We start from the raw sequence: 18,597 nt of genomic DNA, 5'->3' as shown, positions 1-18,597 counted from the left end.
CTAAAACCTACGCTCTAAGTGGGATTGATTAATAAATAAATTCGGTTTTGTTATTAATCCGGCCGGCATCGACCGCACTGTTGGCCGGCCTGGCTCAGACACTTCCCTCAGTCGAACGGCGTCGTCCGGGTCGGCTTTCCCTGTGCGTAGCGGATCCAGCGTCGCATATGTCGGCCGACCGCCCAGAACAGTACCACAGTCATCGCCAGTAGGGCCGACAGGAAGACGATTCCCAGCCGTATCGGCTCCTCGGTCGGGAGGCCGATGAGCAGTACGATTGTCCCGACGAGTGCCATCTCGACACCACATCGCAGACCGGGCAACACGAACCCCGGCGTCGGCGTTTTCGTTCCCGATGAATCCTCTGCCATGCCCCCCCGTATGCTATCGGGACGATTGTAGTTTGTGCCCGTCTTCGGGGCCGAACTGAAAGTCACGACACACCGCAATCGAGCACCCGGGTGCGGTAGAGAGACCTGACCGTGCCTTTTTCGCAGCCCAGGCCTACGCCCCAGTATGAAACAGTCTTTCACGCGCCGGGCGATGTTAGGGGCCCTCGGGACGGCCGTCGCGGCCACGGCTGGCTGTCAGAGCCCCGGAACCAGCAGCAATTCGGACGGTACCGCCCCCGACCAGTCGGGGTCGGCCGACGCGGTCGTGCAGTCCGACAGCGTCTACACCGACGTCTATCAAGAGGTCGCTGATGCCGTCGTCTCGATCAGGGTGTACGCCGAAGACTCGCGTGGTGGGCAGGGGAGCGGCTTCCTCATCGACGACGAACACATCGTCACAAACGAACACGTCGTCGCGGGCGGGGACGAGTACTACGTCCGCTTTGCCGACACCGGCTGGCGTTCCGCTTCCGTCGTCGGCGCGGACGTGTACAGCGACCTGGCGGTCCTCCGCATCGGCGCGACACCGGACGTGACACCTCTCTCGTTTGTGGAGACCGAGCCGACGGTCGGGACCGAAGTCGTCGCTATCGGGAACCCGTTTGGCCTCTCCGGCTCGGTGTCCGCGGGCATCGTCAGCGGCGTCGACCGCACGCTCCAGAGCGCGAACAACTTCTCCATCGCGGACGCGGTCCAGACCGACGCACCGGTCAACCCGGGGAACAGCGGCGGGCCGCTGGTCACGCTTGAGGGCGACGTGGTCGGTGTCATCAACTCCGGCGGCGGCGACAACGTCGCCTTTGCCATCTCGGCCCCGCTCGCCCAGCGTGTCGTGCCGTCGCTCATCCAGACCGGCGACTACGACCATCCGTACATGGGTGTTGGCCTCCAGAGCGTGTCGCCGCGGATCGCCGAGGCGAACAACTTAGACCCCGGGTCCGGGGTGTACATCACCCGTGTCGTCAGTGGTGGGCCAGCGGCGGGCGTCCTACAGGGAAGCGACGGGGAGACGACGATTTCGGGGACGGAGATTCCCACTGGCGGTGACGTGGTCAGACAGATGAACGACACGCCGACGCCGACGCGGCAGGCGCTGGGGAGCTTCTTGGCGCTGGAGACCAGTCCCGACGAGACCGTCGACGTGCTGGTCGAGCGCGACGGGACACAGGAAACAGTCGAACTCACGCTCGGCTCGCGCCCGGAGCCGTAACGAGCGTCGGCGGCCGAATCTGCTGCTCCGACCGTGGTTACCGCGTCCGGAGCCCGCCCTGTTCGTTACGGCTGCCACCGGCCAGGACGTAGCTGACGGCGGCAGCGAGGGGCAGTGTCACCGGGAGCCCCGCGACGAGCAGGCTGATACCGAGGCCCCTATTGCCGAACACGTAGAGCGCAACGCCGGCCGCAGTGACCACGACGAAGTCCGCGATGGTCGCCAACGCGGCCAGTCGGAGGCGGGCCGCGCGGTCGGAGAGTTCGCCCGCCGCCGCTCGGTCGCGGTGCCACAGCAGGACGTAGCCGGCGAACAGTCCGGTCAGACCGGCCGACACGCCTACCGGGAGGCCGATGAGCAGTGAGAACTCTATCTGCGGTTCGAAGCCGGCGGTCACCGAGACGGTCGTGACGGCAAACGCAAGGACGCCGAGGAGCAGCGCGACGACGATGCGGACGTGCGTGTTCATACGTATCAACTGCACGACTGTCCACAAATAGTCCATCGCTGTCACAGAACAGAGTGTCGGGCGGTACTTCGCACAGCGGCCTGTTCCAGCCCATCGCGTCGGCTTATTCTAACGGTTCGGCGGCGTCCTGTTCGACCAGCGGGTCGGCGTTGTCGGCCGGCAGCGTCACCACGTCGTCCGTCGAGAGGTCGTACTCACGCTGGTCGACGCCGAATATCTCGCCCACGTCGTCCGTGATGCGGACCGTCCGTCGGTCCACGTCGGCGGTCCCAGCGGTGTCTGAACCGGCTGGTGACTGCGGTCCGCTGTCGGCGTGCGCCGGGTCCGCCGCCGGGCCGGGGTCGGACTCAACGCCGGGCTCGGCCGGAGGAACCGGCACGTCGTCACCGGCGGCCGGCACGTCTGCTTGGTCGGGCTGACTGTCGGCAGTGGGATTGCTGCCCGTATCCAGGTCGGGCGGCGGCGTCGGTGTGTCGGGTTCCTCCGCGGGCTCCGACTGGTCCCCGCCGCTGCCCATCATGTCAGCCGCGTCGACACCCGTGTCTGGCGTCGATGGCGGCTCGGGCGGGTCGGCCGTGTCGGCCGTGTCGGCTGCCGGTTCGTTCGCCGTTTGGCGTGGCTCCGGGTCGGGGGCCTGTCGCTCGTCGGATTTCGGCTCGTCGCCGACCGCGCCGGTCGGGGCCTCTCCCGCGATGACGTCAAGGACGTGGCCCCGGTTGGACTCGATAGCCTCGACCATCGTCTCGAACAGGTCCCGCTCCTCGCGTGTGAGGCCGTCGTCCTCGGTCGGCATGTCCGCCGCGGCCAGCGACGCCATCTTCACGATCTTGCCGACGCGCCGTTCGTAGACGGCTTCGACGGTCTGTTCGGCAGTCTTAATATCGTCAGTCAGGCGGTTGACCTCGGGCGAGTCGAACGGGTCCTCGGCGCGCTCGGCCGCGCGGTCGCGCTCCGACCGGAGCTGTTGAATGAACTGGCCGGCGTCCTCGTAGAACGTCTCGCGCAGCTGCTGGAGCTGGTCGGTCTGGCGTTCCCGCGATTGGACGGACTGGAGTTCGTCTACGTTCATTCTTTCCCCTTCTCGGCGCGGCCACGGGCCATGAGAAACACGCCCACGTGCTCTGGTACAGTCTGATTACCCGCCTCCAGTGTAAAGCTATCGCCATCCAGTTCGACGAGGCCGCCGTCGGTCACCTCGACGGTGATGTCGTGGCCCCGGAACGTCTCCGGGACAGTGTCGACCAGCGGGTCGAACGCGTCGATATCCCCGCGGTCGATGCGCTGGACTTCCAGCCCGCTGCCGCCGTGCAGCGAGCCGGGCAGGCGAATGAGCCGGTTCGTGTCCGTCGTCACCGGTTCGTCTATCGGCGCGTTGTCCGCCGCGACAACTTCGTGCAGGAGAATCTTCGCCAGCTGGTAGAACGCGGGGTGGACGTCGATGTTGCCGGCTTCCAGCTGTTCGTAGTTCGACCGGGCCGCGTTCAGCGCCGCGGTCGCCTTCCCCTCGCCGATGCCGTCGTACTCCTGCAGTTGTTCGAGGGCGTCCGCCTCGTCCATCTCGAGCAGGTCGTCGACGACGGCAAGCATATGCCGGTGCGCGCGGGCGCTCCAGCCGCCCTCCGTCGAGAGCGTCCGCTTCTGTGCCGGACTGGACCGGCCGGCCGTGCCGGCGACGGACTCCTCGTCGACCAGTTCGTCGAACTCCAGGCCGATACCGCGGACGTAGTCGACGATCTCCCGGCGCGCGTCCCGTTCGAGGTGACGGATGCGCTCGTCGCGGACGTGGACGTGGTAGCCACGACCGCCGGAGAACACGACCGTCAGGTCTTCAAACCCGAAATCGTCCTCCAGAAAGTCGAGCAGCCTGAGTAGTGCGTCCTTGCACTTAGCGAGCATCTCGGCGTAGCTGTCCTCGCCAAGCACCACGGAGGGCAGGTGGTCGGCGTCGAGGTCGAACACGAGGTCCGAGGAGCGCCAGCCCTTGTCCGACATCGTCGAGGCGCTCGGTTCGTCGTAGCGGCCCGCGGAGAAGTAGACGTGGCGGGGCTTCCGGCGACCGAGGAAGTCCTCGATCTCGCCGAGGTCCAGCAGCGAGCGATGGCGGACCATCGTCTCGCCGGGGCCGTCGGTCCAGGGAATGAACCCCCATTCACGTTCGTTCGCGGCCGGCGGCGGCGTTACGGACGCCTGTCGGTAGTGATCGCCGAACCGGCCACGGAGGTACGCGCGGGTCCGCTCTTCCATCGGCTACCTCGTTGGGGAGGTCCCTTGAAAAGCGTTCGCTTAGCTACGCAGGAACTTCGACAGTTTGTCCGTAATCGAGTCCTCGCCGAGCTTGAGGTAGTAGGCGTCGCCGCCGTCCTCGTAGTAGTTGTCGATGCGCCGCCGGATCTCGAAGCCGATGTGTTTGTAGAAGCCGATAGCCTCCCGATTCGTCGCCCGGGCGTGGCAGGTCACGCTGCCGTAGTCCTCGGCGACGCGGGCGACGAGTCGCTTGCCGAAGCCGTGGCCCCTGTACTCCTCGTCGACTGCGAGAAAGAGAATGTAGCCGTCGCGTCGAACCGCGGCGAAGCCGATGAGGCGGTCCTTGGACCGGTCGATGTAGAGATAGGTGGTCGACCGTCGGTAGGCGTCGCGAAAGAACCCCCGCCGCTGTCGCAGGACCCCGTCGGATTCGCGGATGTTTTCCTTGAGCCGCCACGCCGCGTCGACGTGTTCGTCGTCCCCGCGTTCGACGATCTGTGTCTCGATGTTGACGCTCACTGCCGTATAAGTAGTGGAGGCGTAGATATAATTCCACCGCCTACAGAGATGGGCCACCAGTGAGTTGTCGGAGCGGCAGGGACCGGACGAAGGATTAGGTAGCTAGCCCACGAATTGTCAGGTATGAAGACGCGTATTCCGAGTGTCGTCGGAACTGCCGCGCTCGTTCTCACTCTCTTTCCGCGACCGGCGGCGGCACACGTCGACTACGTGACCGAGGGGCCGGGAGAGGCCCTCAATGCGGTGGCGTTTGCGATATCTGTGCTGTCGAACCCGGTGAACGCGGCCGTTTTCGGCGTCTCGGGGTTGGCCGTGACTGTCGGCCTCGCGGCATATCTCTGGGTCCGACCCACGATTGCGGACATCGTTATCCTCCGGAACGTACTCGCCGGGTACGCGGACCTCGTCCCGTGGATGCTCCGACTCAGCGTGGGGCTGCCGCTCGTCGGCGCTGGCTTCCAGGGATACCTGTTCGCCCCGACGGTGACGTTTGACCCCGCAACAAGCCCGGTCGTCCGCATCCTGTTTATCGGGCTGGGGTTCACACTCCTGTTCGGGCTCGCGACCCGTATCGTCACGACTATCGGGCTATTGACTTACGGGTGGGCACTGACCGTCGACCCGGGCGTCGTTCTCGCTATGGAGTACGTCCCGGCCTTTCTGGCACTGTTGATTCTGGGCGGTGGTCGCCCGAGCGCCGACCACATGCTCCAGCAGGTCGCCAGCACCGACGGGACCTACTACGGCCGTGTCGACCCGGTCCACTATCTCAAGGGCTTTCTCGACTCGGCGACGGCACCGTACCGCGAGTACGTCCCGGTCATCGTCCGGGTCGGCATGGGTGTGACGTTCATCTACCTCGGACTGTTCCAGAAACTCGCCGACCCCGGCCAGGCGCTCTTGGTCGTCGAAAAGTACGACCTCACCGCCGTCGTCCCCGTCGACCCCGGGATGTGGGTGCTCGGGGCCGGCCTGACCGAGATGCTGGTCGGTCTGGTCTTGATCTTCGGGTTCATGACTCGCGGGGCCGCGGCCGTCTCCTTTGTCCTGTTCACCACGACGCTGTTCGGCCTGCCGGACGACCCGGTACTCGCGCACATCACGCTGTTCGGAATGGCCTCGGCGGTGTTCACAATGGGCGCCGGGCCGCTCTCCTTCGACGACTGGTTCGGTCGGCCGGCACAGAGCGACCGTGAGACCGTCGCTTCGGCGGACTGACTGGTCTACAGCAGTACCGCCGTCAGTTCGCGCCGTCCCACTGGTCTAGCTGGGTCCGGTTCCCGCTCGCGTTGTGGTATATCGTAATCGTGTCCCGGGCACCCACCCGCCGCTCGTAGGCGTTCCCGCTGCTTAACTGTGCGATATCGCCCCGGCCAATCATCGCGTCGGGCTCCCGGTTCGCCACCTGCGCCCAGGTGACCGTTCTGCTCGGCCCTTCGAATTCGACGTTCCCCGCCTCGAACTCGTCGCCGCGAGCGTGTGTGACGATGAGCAGTTCGTTGTCCTCGACGTAGTCGTAGCTGAAATTCGCCTGCGGGCCACCGCTGTCGTCGTCCTCGATGACGAGGACGTTCAGCCCGACGATAGCCGTCACGAGTAGTGTCAGTCCGATGAGTACGGCGACGCCGATGCCCTCTGTCATTCCGGCTGTGTCAGTGCTGAACCGTCCCATGACCGTCTATCACCCCTAATGTGAGACGGCGTTAAATGCTGTTCGACGGCGAGGGGAAGACACATATCGGTTCAACTCACAGCCACCGGTATGATAGACGAGACTGTCGAGGAGATCTCGGAGATGCAGACCCACAGTTCCTCCGTGGTCGCAGTCAAAGCCGCCCAGGCGCTCCGGGACCTGACTGACAGGGAGTACCCGACGGTCGAGGACTACCTCCGCTCGCTCGACCGGAACAGCAGCGCCCTCCGGCGGGCGAACCCCTCCCATGCCTCCCTCCATACCACTCAGCACAAAATCGTGACCACTGTCTCGGATGCGGACCCCGACGATGTGGCGACTGCCAAGGAACTGACTACCGAGGCTATCGACGACGTTGTCGAGTCGGTGGAGTCGTCGAAAGACCGCGCCGCTGCACGCGCCGTGTCGGAGATCGCTGACGACGACGTGCTGTTGACCCACGACTTCTCCTCGACGGTCCTTGCGGCCATCGACGACGCCATCGAGGCCGGCCACAGCTTCGAGGTGTACGTGACGGAGTCGCGACCACGCTTCCTCGGTCGAAAGATGACCCGCCACCTCTCTGACCGGGACGGCGTCGACATCACGCTCATCGTCGACAGCGCCGCCGGGCACTTCATGCCAGAGGTCGACCGCGTGCTCGTCGGCATGGACTGCATCGTCGACGACACGCTGTACAACCGCATCGGCACCTATCCGATTGCGACGGCGGCGGCGGACAACGACGTGCCGGTGACGGTCGTCGGGGCCGCCGCGAAGTACGTCGACGGGGCCTTCGCCTTCGAAAACGAGATCCGGTCACCATCTGAGGTACTCCGGGAACCCGCGGAGGGGTTCGAGGTCGCAAACCCGGCCTACGACGCCACGCCGACGCACCTGCTTGATACGGTCGTCACTGACGACGGAATCCACGAGTACTGATACTGTCGGCTGTAAGTCTGTGAAGAATTTCGCCACCCGGGGTGGCGAATATCTTAAAATAGTCACAGCCAACAGTATGAGGCGGACTACTGTTTTCCGCATCCGGCAAGGCGAGTCCCCGGCAACGGAAATCGGGGTCGAAGGTTCTTGTTGCTGGCAGTGAAGAAGCCACGTATGGACGACACTGCCCTCCTCCGCCAGACGATCCGTCGGTGTACCGCCGTACTCGTTGCAACGCTCGCCACCCTTGGAGTGAGTCTGCAGAGTTCTTCAGAAGCGGGTTTCTTGCTCATACTGGCCGTCGTCTCAGTGGTGTATCTCGTCGTTGAGTTCATCAAAGTGAATCCGCCCGCTGAGAGTCTTGACGGCTCCTCGTCTACAGAGGATGAGGAGTAATTACGTAGTGGTCCTACCGCTGTTGGACGACGGTGTCACAGTCCGGACACCGGAGCTGTAGACTGTGTTCCGTTGCTTCGGCTGTCCAGTCGCCCGTTACTGCGCTCTCGTGGCCGCAGTTGGGGCAAAACAGCGATGTCTTGGACCGCGTCTGTGGCGGTGGGTCTGAGTCGACCGCGCTAGTGGTATAGATTTCGGTGGAGGTCATCAAGGAAAGGAACGCGCTGTACGCTGAAAAAGGTGTCGGCGAAATGTTTTATTGTTCACGCACAATGTGGAATTGATATAGTTTTAATCCATAGGAATATGGACGAACGTTCCAAATTTTAGCAATTACATATACATTCGGTCATCCGGCAGTAGGTCGGTATCGGCAGCGTCCAGCCGTTCTGCGAGCGCCTGGTAGTGGGCCTCGATGTTTGCGGCGAAGGCCTCCAGCGGACCGGTGTCGATCTGGATTGCATGGGTCTCTTTCAGCGCGGTGAGCAGTCTGATCGCGGCCGCGGCGTCGGGCGCTTGCGGATGCGTCGGCGTCGTGAACACGCCTGTCGGAAACGACTCATCGATACCTCGGGTGACAAGCTCCGCACTCAATCCGTCGAGGAACCCGTTCCCCATCGGTCTGATGGCGGTGTCGTCGAGATACGTTTCCTGGTACGCCGGCGTTGCGATGTAGAATGGGGCGTGGTCGTCCGGGCCGTGTGCGATGGGGACACCGGTGAGCATCGTCATGTTCGAAGCGTCCAGTTTTTGCCCAGCCGTCACGATTGCCTCAGCGAGCGACACAGCCTGGGCCGGCGGCACGAACCGCTCACCGACTAAGACGGCAAACGACGCTGCTTCGTCGACATACAGCCGCGTGTGATGTCTCGGCGTTCCGTTCTCGAATGGGGTGATGAACGGCGGTCCCGGCGTCCGCAGATGGCCGACTTCGCGCATCGAATGCTGGTCGGCGAGATAATCGACGGCTGTGAGGCCGGCCAGACCGTACTCCGAGACGCCGACTGCCAGCGTATCGACCGGTGGTCGGTCGTCCGAGAGGACCACCGAGATGTCATCGGAAGACATGTTTTTTCAGACGGGCCGCGCGGGGTAACACTGTCGGCTGTACGTCTGTGAAGAATTTCGCCACCTCGGGGTAGCGGATGTCTTGAAATAGTTACAGCTGACAGTATACGTAGTTCGGGAGGGGAACCCTTTTCTCGGGGCGGTGTCGATTCCATGGCATGCGTTTTGGCCCTGTCTGGCCCTTGCAGACACCCACTCCGACACCGACCGAAACCGCGACCGAAGTGGCTACCGACATCGGTGGGCTGTTGCCCTTCGATATTCCGATGTGGGTGGTGAACATCGGGGAGTCCCTGATCGTCGTCGGGCTGGCAATCGTCGTTTCAAGGCTTCTCGTCCGCCTACTCGGGCGACGTGTCGCCCAGCAGTTCCGGCGGCCAAGTCTCACCCGAACGGCACTGCGCGGCATCCGTGCCAGTGTGTATATCTTCGCGTTGTTGACCATTCTGAACATCTACGGCTTACGGCTAACGGATATCGGTCTGTCCGTCGCTATCTTCTCGGCCGTGGTTGGTGTCGTGCTCGCCCCGATCCTCGGCAGTTACATCTCCGGCATGTTCCTGCTGGCCGACCAGCCCTACGAGATCGGTGATATGATCGAACTCGCCGACACTGGCCAGCGAGGCTTCGTCGAGGACATCACGCTCAGACACACGAAGATGTTCACGCTCGACAATACGTTTCTCGTCATCCCCAACGGGGAGATCCGCCAGCGGGACGTTATCAATTACTCGGCGGAGGACTCACGGACACGGCTGTCACTCGACGTCCTGGTCACGTACGAGAGTGACATCGCCGCCGCGCGGACCCTCATCGAAGCGGCGGCTCGGGAAGTTGACAACGTTATCTCCGGCGGGCCGGACATCCGCGTCGGCGCGGCTCGATACCCCGCCTCGCCGACTGTGTACATCAACAACTTCGCCGACCACGGCGTGTTGCTGACGCTCCGGTACTGGGTGACTGAACCGTACAAACTGCTCGCTGCCCGCTCGAAAGTCCAAACGAACGTCTGGCGACGGCTCGAAGACGCAAGCGTCGAAATCGCCTACCCGCACTCGCACCTGTACTTCGACGACACCAGCGGGGAGATGAACGTCTCACTCAACGACGGACTGAGCGGACTGAACAACGGTGGCCGGAGCCACACGGCCACTGGTGACTCTCCCGTCCCGCCGCGTCAGGACCCCGACGACCTCGCCGACGAGTGACGGCTAGACGGGGTATCCGGCTCGACGGTGACGATTTCGCAGTCGAGTTCCTCGCGAAGGAACTGTTCGACATCGGGGTCGTCAACCAACCGACGGATCATCTGTCGCCAGCGACTCGCCTGTTTGCTCCCGATGACGACAATGTCGGCGTCCTGTGCGGCGACCTCATCGAGAATCGTCTCTTCGACGAGCATCCCCGACCGGACGACGTACCGCGTCCGCGGGACGTGGCCGAACGACTGCTCGACGGCACGTTTGAGTTCCGTCCGGTCGACCCGGTGGCTGTTCTGGTAGAGATTAACGTGTAAGACGGTGAGGTCCGCGTCCTCCTCGTCGGCGATCTGAATGGCCTCCGCAAGCGTGGCTCGGGAGTTCTCCGAGAGCGGGTATCTGACTGGGACGACGACCTGTGGCATCGGCGAGATGTACCGTGCCGAGGTTTAAATCGCTAGCGACGAGTGAGTCGCCCGTCGACGGTCGGGGCGATATCCGTCTGGCGGACGTAATCGGCCAGCGCCTCGTACTGCACGTCGGCGACGCTGACACGGTGGGACTCGGTCAGGACCGGGAACTCCCGCTCAGTGTAGTAGAGGTAGTTGCTCGTCGCGAGCGTGTACGTCTCGGCCTCGCGGACCGGTCGCCCGTCCACCCGCAGTCGCTCGATAGTCTGCGTGTCGTCGTTCCAGATCAGTTCGACGCCGCTGAGGTGGGCGTGCCACCAGTCCGGTTCTCCGAACTCGACCTGTCTCCCGCTGCCCTGTCGACACAGCGTCCGGAGTTCCGAACCCGTCAGTTCAGCGACTGTCAGGGGTTCCTCGAAGGGGACGACCGAGACCATATCGCCGACCGTCAGCGCCCCGTCCAGCGGGACCGTGTCGTTCCGGAGGCCGCCGCTGTTCTGGAGGCCAACGTCCGCGCCCGTCGCCCATCGGTACGCGTCCGCGACGAGGTTGCCGAGGCGGCACTCGCCGCCGTAGGTCGTCGCCCTGCTCCGGTCCAGCGGTTCCTCGACGTGCCCGACGACCTCGTCGAGTCCTGCCGCAGAGAGTCTGTCCTCGATAGCCTCCGCGACGCGGTCGTCGACGGGACCGTCGGCAGTCTCGCGGAACTGCGCAGTCGGTTCCGGCCCACCGAGGTCGACCTCGACGACGGTCTTGCCGTTGGCTCCCGGTCTGGTGAGCAGCGTGCCGGCGACGCGGTCGATGCGGCGCTCGTGGACGTGCCCGCCGAGGATGACGTCCACGTCGCAGGTGCGGGCCAGTTCCTCGTCGGTCCGGCCTAGGTGTGAGAGCACGACAATAACGTCGGCCCCGTCCGCTCGAAGCGCGGTGGCCGCCTCGGCGACGGCTTCGAGCGGGTCCGTGAACGTCAGCGTCGTCGCCTGTGGATTAGCTGCGGCCGTGTCGGGGTCGGTCACGCCGACGAAGCCGAGCTGTTTCCCGTCGACGGTCCGGCTCGCCCACGGCCGGGTCAGTCGTCGGGCGAACCGCTCGCCGTCCTGTTCGACGTTCGCAGTCAGCCACGTCTGGGGCGACCTGGCGATGATGTCCCGCGTCGCGTCGAGCCCGTGGTCGAAGTCGTGGTTGCCAAGCGTCTCGAACGCGGGTGTCAGCGCAGTAAAGAGGTCCAGCGACTGCTCGCCATCGGTGACCAGCGATAGCACCCCCGGACCGGTGTTGTCCCCAGTGCCGACCACCAGCGCATCCGGGCCGTCAGCGGCGGCCACTGTCCCCGCAAATCGCCCGATTCGCTCGGGTGTATCGTACGCTTTCTCCACGTCGGAGTACTGGATGATCCGGGGACTCACACCCACAGTTCAGGGGAACCAGTCATTAATGGTTTCCGCAGTGATTTAGCCGCTGGCCCGTCATGCGTACGTATGGACGCACTCGAAGGTCCCGACGGCGAGACGCTGTACGTCGACAGGAGCGACGGCGACATCGGCACGAAAGGCGCGTTTCACGTCGTCTACCGCGACGCCGACCGCGAGCGGCGCTGGGGCTACTTCTGTAGCAACTGTGAGACGTTCAACAACGCGATGGACTCGATGGGCCGCATCCGCTGTAACGACTGCTCGAACCTCCGCAAGGCTGAGGAGTGGGACGCGGCCCACGAGTAACAGTCGGGTCCGGGTGACAGACCCGTGCTGTTCCGCGTTTTTCGACGGCTGTGTCGCCGGCCGAACTGTCAGCCACATAGCTAGTGGGAACGTTTATCAGATAGCCGGTGGTACTGACTCTCAGATGGGGGCCGTTACCACATCACTCGACGAGCAGGCCCGGTCGATATTCGACGACCTCGGATACACCGTGTCGCGCACTGGCACCGAACTGCGAGCGGAACGCGACTGGCGCGTCGTCACTATCTCAGTGCTCGACTCGCAGGACCCGATACCCGAGAGCGGCGATTTGCGCTGTTTCGTCACACGAACGGGCGAGGCAACGCACCTCAGCCGCCGTCTCACTCGACGAGACGTATCCTATGACTGGGCCGTCATCGGTATTACCGAGGACGGTGACTACGAGGTGGTCCGTCACCCCGGCGACACAACAATGTCGGCTGACGCCAACACTTAGGGGGCTCTCCGTCCACCATCCGGCGTGCAAGTCGGTGTCATCAATCGAGCGCTCGAACAGCTAGTCACGAATGTCGTCGACGCGCTCCCGCGTCTCATAACTGGGTTCGTCTTTCTCGTAATCGCCGCAGTGGGCATCAAAGCCATCATGGTCGTCGTCCGGGCGGTTCTGAAGCGGTCGCTGCCCGGCGAGTCACCCGTCTATCGACAGTTTCTCGGGGTCATCGTGCTCGTGTTCCTGTGGTTCGGCGTGGCGCTATCCTTCCTCTCTATCGTCGGCCTGACCGCCATCGCCGCGTCGCTGGGCACGGCGACCGGCTTCCTCGCGCTCGGCGTCTCCTACGCGCTCTCGGAGATGATCAAGGACGCCGTCGCTGGCGTCTACCTCCTCCGCGACCCCGACTTCAACCCCGGCGACACGATCACAGCCGGCGACACCACCGGTGAGGTGGCCGCCATCGAACTCCGGAAGACGCGGTTCCGGGTCGACGGCGATACTGTCGTCAGGGCTAACGCGGCCATCGAAGAACGCTGGACGAAAGTCGATTCCGAGGCCTGAGCGGGCCGAGGCCCGCGCTATCCCGTCACACATGGAGTTTAAGCGTATTGCCGTCGTACTCGGCGTATGTTCGTCGGGCACGCGCTGTTCGCGTTCGCCCTCGGAGGCCTCGCCGCGTGGTGGCTTGGACTCTCCCGCGAGCGTGCGGTCCAGTTGGGCGTCATCGCTGGCCTGTTCGCCGCGGTTCCCGACGTCGACATCGTCTACGCCCCCTTCGGGCTGCTCGTCGGAGCCGCCGAGAATCTGACGGCGGACGGCTTCTGGGAGACCGCGAACGTCGTCCACCGCGGGCCGACGCACTCGCTCCTGCTGGGGGCGGCACTCGCTGTCGCGGCCGGTCTCTGGGCGACCGAATCACGGCCCGCCCGAATTGCATCGCTGGCAATCGGCGTCGCAGCGACTGTTCTCACAGGCGTACTCAGCGGCCCCATCGCAGGACTCGTGATGCTCGTGTTCGTCCTGGCCGTGCTCGGTGTCGTCACGGTCGCACAGTCCCGCGATATCAGCCCCCGAACGGTGGCCGGGCTGGCCCTACTTGGACTGCTCACCCACCCGTTCGGTGACCTCTTCACTGGCGGCCCGCCCCCGTTCTTCTACCCCTTCGACGTGACCCTCGTCGCCGAGCGGGTGATACTCCACCCCGACCCGACCACGCACCTCCTGGCGGCGTTCGCTATCGAACTGGCGACGGTCTGGCTCGCCGTGTGGACCTACGTCCACCTCCGTGGATACACGCTGACCGAACTCGTCCGCCCCCGGGCAGCGCTGGGAATCGGCTACGGGGCGGCCGTCCTGTTCTTGCCCGCACCGACGCTCGAACGGTCGGCGCACTTCGTGTTCAGCGTCCTCGCACTGGGCGTCGTCGGAGCGCCGACCCGGCCGTTCAGTGACGGCGTCGACTGGCTGGAGACCGTCGTGACGGGGCTGGCGGCGGTGACCATCGCTGCGCTCGCGTATGCCATGGCGTATGGGGCTATCTGAACAGCCCACGCCGCCGGCATCGGTCGATAGGGTTTTTCGAGTCGCGGCTCACCTGACACTATGAGCCGAGACGTAGCGCGGTTGCTCCGGGACAGGCGCGTCAACGCCCTCGCGGCGTGGTGCATCGTCGCCATGCTCGCCGCCGTTTCTGTGACGAGTGCTGTTCAGGCCGACGTGCTGTGGGCCGGGTTCGCGGCTGCCGTCGCGGCACTGGCGCTGTTTCCGCCGGTTCTATTGCGTAACCGGGACGCCATGCTCCCCTGGGAAATCCTCCTGTTGGCGGCGTCGCCCGTCGTTGGCCGTCTGTTTGCGACGCTCTCGCTGACCGGTAATCTCGCGACCTACCTCTCGGTCGCCGCCATCGCGCTCATCCTCGCCGTCGAACTCCAGCTCTTTACCCCCGTCCGGATGACGCCCCGGTTCGCCGTCGTCTTCGTCGCCATCACCACGATGGCCACCGCCGGCGTCTGGGCGGTCGTCCGCTGGGTGGCCGACCAGTTCTTCGGGACCACCTTCATCCTCGATCCGACGGTGTCAGAACACGTCATCGAGGAAGCGGTGATGTGGGAGTTCGTCGCGTCGACCATCGCCGGTATCGGCGCTGGCGTGGTTTTCGCGTACTACGTCCGACAGCAGGCCGGGACCAGTCGCGTCCCCGAGGAGGTCCAGCCGGACGTATGAAGGTCCGTGACCGCCTCCGAATCAGTCCGGCGACACAACAACTGCTCTCGCGAGCCCTGTCACTCGCACTCATCGGGCTCCTGGCGGTCGGTATCGAGCGGGGCAACGTCGGCATCATCGTCAATTCGGGCGTCGCAATCCTCGTCACACAACTCCCGGCGCTGCTGGAACGGGACTACGGCATCACGCTCGACCCCGCGCTGACGCTGTGGATTACGTCGGCGGCGTTCTTTCACGCACTCGGAACTGTCGGGTTGCCTGGGTCCGAAGAGAACTTCTACGTCACCATCTGGTGGTGGGACCACTTCACCCACGCCCTCTCGTCGTCGGTCGTCGCCGCGGTCGGATACACGACGGTCCGTGCGCTCGACGAGCACACCGACGAGATATCGATTCCCTCGCGGTTCATGTTCGTGTTCCTCCTCCTGTTCGTGATGGCCTTCGGCGTGCTCTGGGAGGTCATCGAGTTCTCAATTACGCTCGCCGCGTCGGCGACCGGGAACGACACGATTCTGACACAGTTCGGTCTCAGCGACACGATGCTCGACCTCGTGTTCGACGCTATCGGTGCCATCATCGTGGCAATCTGGGGGACCGCACACCTCACCGGCGTGGTCGGTCACGTCGAGACGTTGCTCGACCGGCAGTCTCAGTGACCTGTCCGTACTTTTATGACATGGACGTGTGAATCAATCTCACGCATATGGTTTTCAAGAAAATCACGCTGATCGGGACCAGTTCGGAAAGCTTCGACAAAGCCGCTGACGACGCCATCGAACGCGCGGAGGCGACACTTGACAATCTCAAGTGGGTCGAGGTGGAGGAACTCGGCGTCGAGATCGCCGGCGTCGAGGGCCGCGAGTACCAGGCCGAAGTCGTCGTGGCGTTCGAACTCGAAGAGTAGCTACGTCCGGAAGGACTCGCCACAACCGCATTCGCTGACCACGTTCGGGTTCTGGACGTGGAACCCGGCCCCCTGCAGGCCGCCCTCGTAGTCCAGTACCGACCCCTCGATGTAGTCGATGCTAGCGTCGTCGACGAACACGCGGAGCCCGTTGCGCTCGAACACCTCGTCGTCTTCTTCGGGTGCATGCTCGAACCGCATTCCGTAGGAAAGTCCAGCACAGCCGCCTTGCTGGACATACAGGCGGAGTCCGGATTCGTCGACGTCCATCCCCTCGCTTTCGAGGAGGTCCAGTGCCTCGCCCGCTGCCTGCTCGGTGACGGCTACGTCCTCGCCTCCGAGGTTCGGATCGCCGTCGTCCGCTGTGCTGCTCATACACAAGTATCCACGCCCGAACGTGTTAACAGTGACGCCGGTGGAACGGCTCGGAGGGATACGTCCTGAGTTGACCTGCGAGAAAGTCCCAGGAACCGCTTTACTCCTCGAACCGTTTGCGGACGCTCTCGGCGTGGGCTTCCAGCCCTTCGGCTTCGGCGAGAGTCGTAATCGTGTCCGAAATATCGCTCAGCGAGTCCTCCGAGAGGCGCTGGACAGTCGTCGACCGGACGAACGTGTCTACGGAGAGACCGCCGGTGACCCGCGCGTTGCCGCCGGTCGGCAAGACGTGGTTCGTCCCGGTCGCGTAGTCGCCGGCTGCAACGGGGCTGTACGGGCCGAGGAACACGGACCCGGCGGAGGGAATCCGTTCGAGGAGCGATTCGTCGTCAGCGGCCTGAATCGAGAGGTGTTCGGCGGCGTACTCCTCGGCGAAGAGGACGGCTTCGCTCATCGAACGAGCGAGGAGGACGCCAGATGCGTCGTTGTCCAGTGCGGCGCGGATGACTGCCTCGCGCTCCCGGCCGTCAGCCTGCTCGTCAACGGCATCGACGACCTGCTCGGCGAGGGTCTCGTCGTCGGTGACGGCGACGACGGAGGCGTTCTCATCGTGTTCGGCCTGTGCGACGAGGTCGGCCGCGACCAGTTCCGCGTCCGCGTCGCCGTCGGCGACGACCATGATTTCGGAGGGGCCGGCGAGGAAGTCGATGGCAACGTCGCCACGGACCTCGGCCTTCGCCGCTGTGACCCAGCGGTTGCCGGGGCCGACGACGATGTCCGTCGCGCTGACCGTCTCGGTCCCGTAGGCCAGCGCCGCGATGGCCTGTGCGCCGCCGACCTGGTAGACGGCGTCAGCGCCAGCGACGTGGATGGCCGCCAGCGTGACGGGGTTGACCTCCTCGGCTGGCGGGGTGGCGACGGCGACGTGCTCGACGCCGGCGACCTTCGCCGGGATGACGCCCATCAGCGCGCTGGAGGGGTACGCCGCCGTGCCGCCGGGCGCGTACACGCCGGCGCTGTCAAGCGGCCGGTACCGCCGACCGAGTTCCCGCCCCTCGAAGTCGTCGCGCCAGTCCTCGGGGACCTGTCGCTCGTGGAACGCGCGGATGTTCGCCGCGGCGTCCTCGATAGCGTCGCACACGTCGTCGTCGATTTCTTCGTAGGCTCGCTCGGCGGCGTCCGTGATGTCGATGTTGCCCACCGACACGTCGTCGAACTCCTCGGCGAAGCGCCGGAGCGCCACGTCGCCCTCCTCGTGGACCTGCGAGACAATATCGCGTACATCGTCTCTGACGGCGTCGACACCGGCGTCGCGGTCGAAGAAAGCGGCCCGCTCGTCGGGCCCCAGGTCGGCTATCGTCCGTACGTTCATACCCCTGGTTCGGGACGGGGCAAAAAACGGGTTTCCCTTCTCGTCAGCGTTTTCCGGCACTCGGGCCTACACCGTCTATGGCCTCACTCGACGACCACCGTCGCCGGACGACCGACCTCCCCCCAGCGACGACCGAGTATTTCGCGCCCGAACTGGCGACTATTGATAGCTATCTGGAGACCGTCCCACCAACTATCGACACGGCGGCCGGCGACGCCGCAGTCGGCCCAATACACACCATCCCGTGGTTCTACGTGGCCGACCTGACCGGCTGGCGCGGCGGCACGCTCGCCCGGCTGCTGGCTGCAGAGCGAGACGCCGTCTGCTACGAACTCTCGGCTGGCGCTGCGGACGCGCTTCCGGCCCTGTGGTCTCTCATCGACGAGAGCGGCGACGGTCCCGTCGTGCTCCATCTGGAACTCCAGGGCGACGGCGGGCGGATTGTGCGCACGCTTCGGGAGGCGCTCCGGCGCGGCTACGAGCACGTTCCAGACGGCTGGGACGAGCCGGTGCGCGGCGAACCGGCGAACTTCCACGTCGTCTTCACCGACACGGACCCCTCGAAGCGCCTGTCTGTACCACTGCCCGCTGCAACCACGCCCACCACCGGCGCGGTCCTCTCGTATGCGCCCCGCCGGAGCATGCTCCCGGAACGGCCCGACGGGACGACGATGCTCTCGGACCCGCCGGCGCTGCACGACCGCGAGGCCGAACTGGAGGGGTTCCTGCTGGCTGCGCTGGCTGGCTACGGTGACGACGACGCCAGACAGCAGTACGTCGACAACGCCGTCGAAATTCTGTCGATAACCCATTCGCTCATCGGGAAGCGTGACCTGCTGTTCGACGTGTCGCCGCGACTGGCGCTAAAATACGGGTCGCTCTTGGACAGGCTTTCAGTCGGTGCGACGACAGAGCGACTCGGTCAGGACGTGCTCGGGCAAGTGCCACAGAGTCCCGGGAGCGAGGATATTCGGGCAACGCTTCGGGACCTGCTGCCGAAATAGGTGGCCGAGATGGCGGTTGTAGCGCC

The 18,597-nt window shown here is 64.7% G+C and carries 25 protein-coding genes; 13 read left to right on the top strand and 12 right to left on the bottom strand.

Features of this window, described 5'->3' with window-relative positions; translation table 11 throughout:
• Positions 1 to 107: 107 nt before the first annotated feature.
• Complete coding sequence (locus tag HAH_RS05050) at positions 108 to 371, bottom strand: hypothetical protein (RefSeq protein WP_014039944.1); 264 nt, start codon at positions 369 to 371, stop codon at positions 108 to 110.
• A 145-nt stretch (positions 372 to 516) separates the two neighbouring features.
• On the opposite strand from HAH_RS05050, the gene HAH_RS05045 reads away from it, so the two are divergent.
• The gene (locus tag HAH_RS05045) at positions 517 to 1,602 is read left to right on the top strand and encodes a S1C family serine protease (RefSeq protein WP_014039943.1); all 1,086 of its coding nucleotides are present in this window, start codon (positions 517 to 519) and stop codon (positions 1,600 to 1,602) included.
• Between the two features lie 37 nt (positions 1,603 to 1,639).
• Here HAH_RS05045 and HAH_RS05040 read toward each other — a convergent pair whose 3' ends face one another.
• From HAH_RS05040 to HAH_RS05025, 4 genes are all read right to left on the bottom strand, one after another.
• The gene (locus HAH_RS05040) at positions 1,640 to 2,071 is read right to left on the bottom strand and encodes a hypothetical protein (protein ID WP_044951753.1); all 432 of its coding nucleotides are present in this window, start codon (positions 2,069 to 2,071) and stop codon (positions 1,640 to 1,642) included.
• A 103-nt stretch (positions 2,072 to 2,174) separates the two neighbouring features.
• On the bottom strand, positions 2,175 to 3,140 hold the full coding sequence (locus HAH_RS05035; RefSeq protein ID WP_014039941.1) for a hypothetical protein: 966 nt from the start codon (positions 3,138 to 3,140) through the stop codon (positions 2,175 to 2,177).
• A complete protein-coding gene (gene priS, locus HAH_RS05030) occupies positions 3,137 to 4,315 on the bottom strand; it encodes a DNA primase small subunit PriS (RefSeq protein WP_014039940.1) in 1,179 nt (392 codons plus the stop codon). Before priS ends, HAH_RS05035 begins: the two co-directional genes overlap by 4 nt.
• Positions 4,316 to 4,354: 39 nt before the next feature.
• Positions 4,355 to 4,834 carry a GNAT family N-acetyltransferase gene (locus HAH_RS05025; protein WP_014039939.1) on the bottom strand — a complete coding sequence of 160 codons (480 nt, stop codon included), beginning with the start codon at positions 4,832 to 4,834 and terminating at the stop codon, positions 4,355 to 4,357.
• 123 nt (positions 4,835 to 4,957) lie between these two features.
• Between HAH_RS05025 and HAH_RS05020 the strand changes: the two genes are divergently transcribed.
• Positions 4,958 to 6,052, top strand: coding sequence for a DoxX family protein (locus tag HAH_RS05020; protein WP_014039938.1), 1,095 nt, complete (start codon positions 4,958 to 4,960; stop codon positions 6,050 to 6,052).
• A gap of 22 nt (positions 6,053 to 6,074) precedes the next feature.
• On the opposite strand, the gene HAH_RS05015 is transcribed toward HAH_RS05020, so the two are convergent.
• Positions 6,075 to 6,506: a type IV pilin gene (locus HAH_RS05015; protein WP_023843188.1), complete on the bottom strand. Its 432-nt coding sequence runs from the start codon at positions 6,504 to 6,506 to the stop codon at positions 6,075 to 6,077.
• 90 nt (positions 6,507 to 6,596) lie between these two features.
• Here HAH_RS05015 and HAH_RS05010 point away from each other — a divergent pair, with 90 nt between their 5' ends.
• Both HAH_RS05010 and HAH_RS05005 read left to right on the top strand, forming a co-directional pair.
• Positions 6,597 to 7,448, top strand: coding sequence for a translation initiation factor eIF-2B (locus HAH_RS05010; protein ID WP_014039936.1), 852 nt, complete (start codon positions 6,597 to 6,599; stop codon positions 7,446 to 7,448).
• A 174-nt stretch (positions 7,449 to 7,622) separates the two neighbouring features.
• Complete coding sequence (locus HAH_RS05005) at positions 7,623 to 7,844, top strand: hypothetical protein (RefSeq protein WP_014039935.1); 222 nt, start codon at positions 7,623 to 7,625, stop codon at positions 7,842 to 7,844.
• A 13-nt stretch (positions 7,845 to 7,857) separates the two neighbouring features.
• On the opposite strand, the gene HAH_RS05000 is transcribed toward HAH_RS05005, so the two are convergent.
• A complete protein-coding gene (locus HAH_RS05000; protein WP_014039934.1) occupies positions 7,858 to 8,052 on the bottom strand; it encodes a hypothetical protein in 195 nt (64 codons plus the stop codon).
• Between the two features lie 125 nt (positions 8,053 to 8,177).
• Entirely contained in the window at positions 8,178 to 8,912 is a 735-nt protein-coding gene (locus HAH_RS04995) for a proteasome assembly chaperone family protein (protein ID WP_023843187.1), read from the bottom strand.
• A 158-nt stretch (positions 8,913 to 9,070) separates the two neighbouring features.
• Here HAH_RS04995 and HAH_RS04990 point away from each other — a divergent pair, with 158 nt between their 5' ends.
• A complete protein-coding gene (locus tag HAH_RS04990) occupies positions 9,071 to 10,120 on the top strand; it encodes a mechanosensitive ion channel family protein (RefSeq protein ID WP_023843186.1) in 1,050 nt (349 codons plus the stop codon).
• Here HAH_RS04990 and HAH_RS04985 read toward each other — a convergent pair.
• The gene (locus HAH_RS04985) at positions 10,090 to 10,536 is read right to left on the bottom strand and encodes a universal stress protein (RefSeq protein WP_014039931.1); all 447 of its coding nucleotides are present in this window, start codon (positions 10,534 to 10,536) and stop codon (positions 10,090 to 10,092) included. The genes HAH_RS04990 and HAH_RS04985 overlap by 31 nt on opposite strands.
• A 32-nt stretch (positions 10,537 to 10,568) precedes the next feature.
• Complete coding sequence (locus HAH_RS04980; RefSeq protein ID WP_014039930.1) at positions 10,569 to 11,927, bottom strand: bifunctional metallophosphatase/5'-nucleotidase; 1,359 nt, start codon at positions 11,925 to 11,927, stop codon at positions 10,569 to 10,571.
• A gap of 72 nt (positions 11,928 to 11,999) precedes the next feature.
• Here HAH_RS04980 and HAH_RS04975 point away from each other — a divergent pair, with 72 nt between their 5' ends.
• The 7 genes from HAH_RS04975 (at position 12,000) to HAH_RS04945 (ending at position 15,820) form a co-directional block, all read left to right on the top strand.
• Positions 12,000 to 12,239 carry a DUF5816 domain-containing protein gene (locus HAH_RS04975; protein WP_014039929.1) on the top strand — a complete coding sequence of 80 codons (240 nt, stop codon included), beginning with the start codon at positions 12,000 to 12,002 and terminating at the stop codon, positions 12,237 to 12,239.
• 124 nt (positions 12,240 to 12,363) lie between these two features.
• The gene (locus HAH_RS04970; RefSeq protein ID WP_014039928.1) at positions 12,364 to 12,696 is read left to right on the top strand and encodes a DUF7116 family protein; all 333 of its coding nucleotides are present in this window, start codon (positions 12,364 to 12,366) and stop codon (positions 12,694 to 12,696) included.
• Between the two features lie 24 nt (positions 12,697 to 12,720).
• Positions 12,721 to 13,254, top strand: coding sequence for a mechanosensitive ion channel domain-containing protein (locus tag HAH_RS04965; protein ID WP_014039927.1), 534 nt, complete (start codon positions 12,721 to 12,723; stop codon positions 13,252 to 13,254).
• A 66-nt stretch (positions 13,255 to 13,320) separates the two neighbouring features.
• Positions 13,321 to 14,235: a metal-dependent hydrolase gene (locus HAH_RS04960; RefSeq protein WP_014039926.1), complete on the top strand. Its 915-nt coding sequence runs from the start codon at positions 13,321 to 13,323 to the stop codon at positions 14,233 to 14,235.
• Positions 14,236 to 14,295: 60 nt separating this feature from the next.
• A complete protein-coding gene (locus HAH_RS04955; protein WP_023843184.1) occupies positions 14,296 to 14,916 on the top strand; it encodes a hypothetical protein in 621 nt (206 codons plus the stop codon).
• The gene (locus HAH_RS04950) at positions 14,913 to 15,572 is read left to right on the top strand and encodes a hypothetical protein (protein ID WP_014039924.1); all 660 of its coding nucleotides are present in this window, start codon (positions 14,913 to 14,915) and stop codon (positions 15,570 to 15,572) included. Before HAH_RS04955 ends, HAH_RS04950 begins: the two co-directional genes overlap by 4 nt.
• Before the next feature lie 47 nt (positions 15,573 to 15,619).
• A complete protein-coding gene (locus HAH_RS04945) occupies positions 15,620 to 15,820 on the top strand; it encodes a dodecin (protein WP_004593332.1) in 201 nt (66 codons plus the stop codon).
• On the opposite strand, the gene HAH_RS04940 is transcribed toward HAH_RS04945, so the two are convergent.
• Both HAH_RS04940 and hisD read right to left on the bottom strand, forming a co-directional pair.
• Positions 15,821 to 16,195, bottom strand: a complete 375-nt coding sequence (locus tag HAH_RS04940; protein ID WP_014039923.1) for a HesB/IscA family protein — start codon at positions 16,193 to 16,195, stop codon at positions 15,821 to 15,823.
• Positions 16,196 to 16,295: 100 nt separating this feature from the next.
• Positions 16,296 to 17,567: a histidinol dehydrogenase gene (gene hisD, locus HAH_RS04935; RefSeq protein WP_044951748.1), complete on the bottom strand. Its 1,272-nt coding sequence runs from the start codon at positions 17,565 to 17,567 to the stop codon at positions 16,296 to 16,298.
• 77 nt (positions 17,568 to 17,644) lie between these two features.
• On the opposite strand from hisD, the gene HAH_RS04930 reads away from it, so the two are divergent.
• Entirely contained in the window at positions 17,645 to 18,571 is a 927-nt protein-coding gene (locus HAH_RS04930) for a hypothetical protein (protein WP_014039921.1), read from the top strand.
• Positions 18,572 to 18,597: the final 26 nt, after the last annotated feature.

The organism is Haloarcula hispanica ATCC 33960 (assembly GCF_000223905.1).
GTDB classification, from domain to species: Archaea; Halobacteriota; Halobacteria; order Halobacteriales; family Haloarculaceae; genus Haloarcula; species Haloarcula hispanica.
The sequence above is the reverse complement of the archived record's forward strand: the minus strand, read 5'-3'. Positions and strand labels throughout refer to the sequence as shown.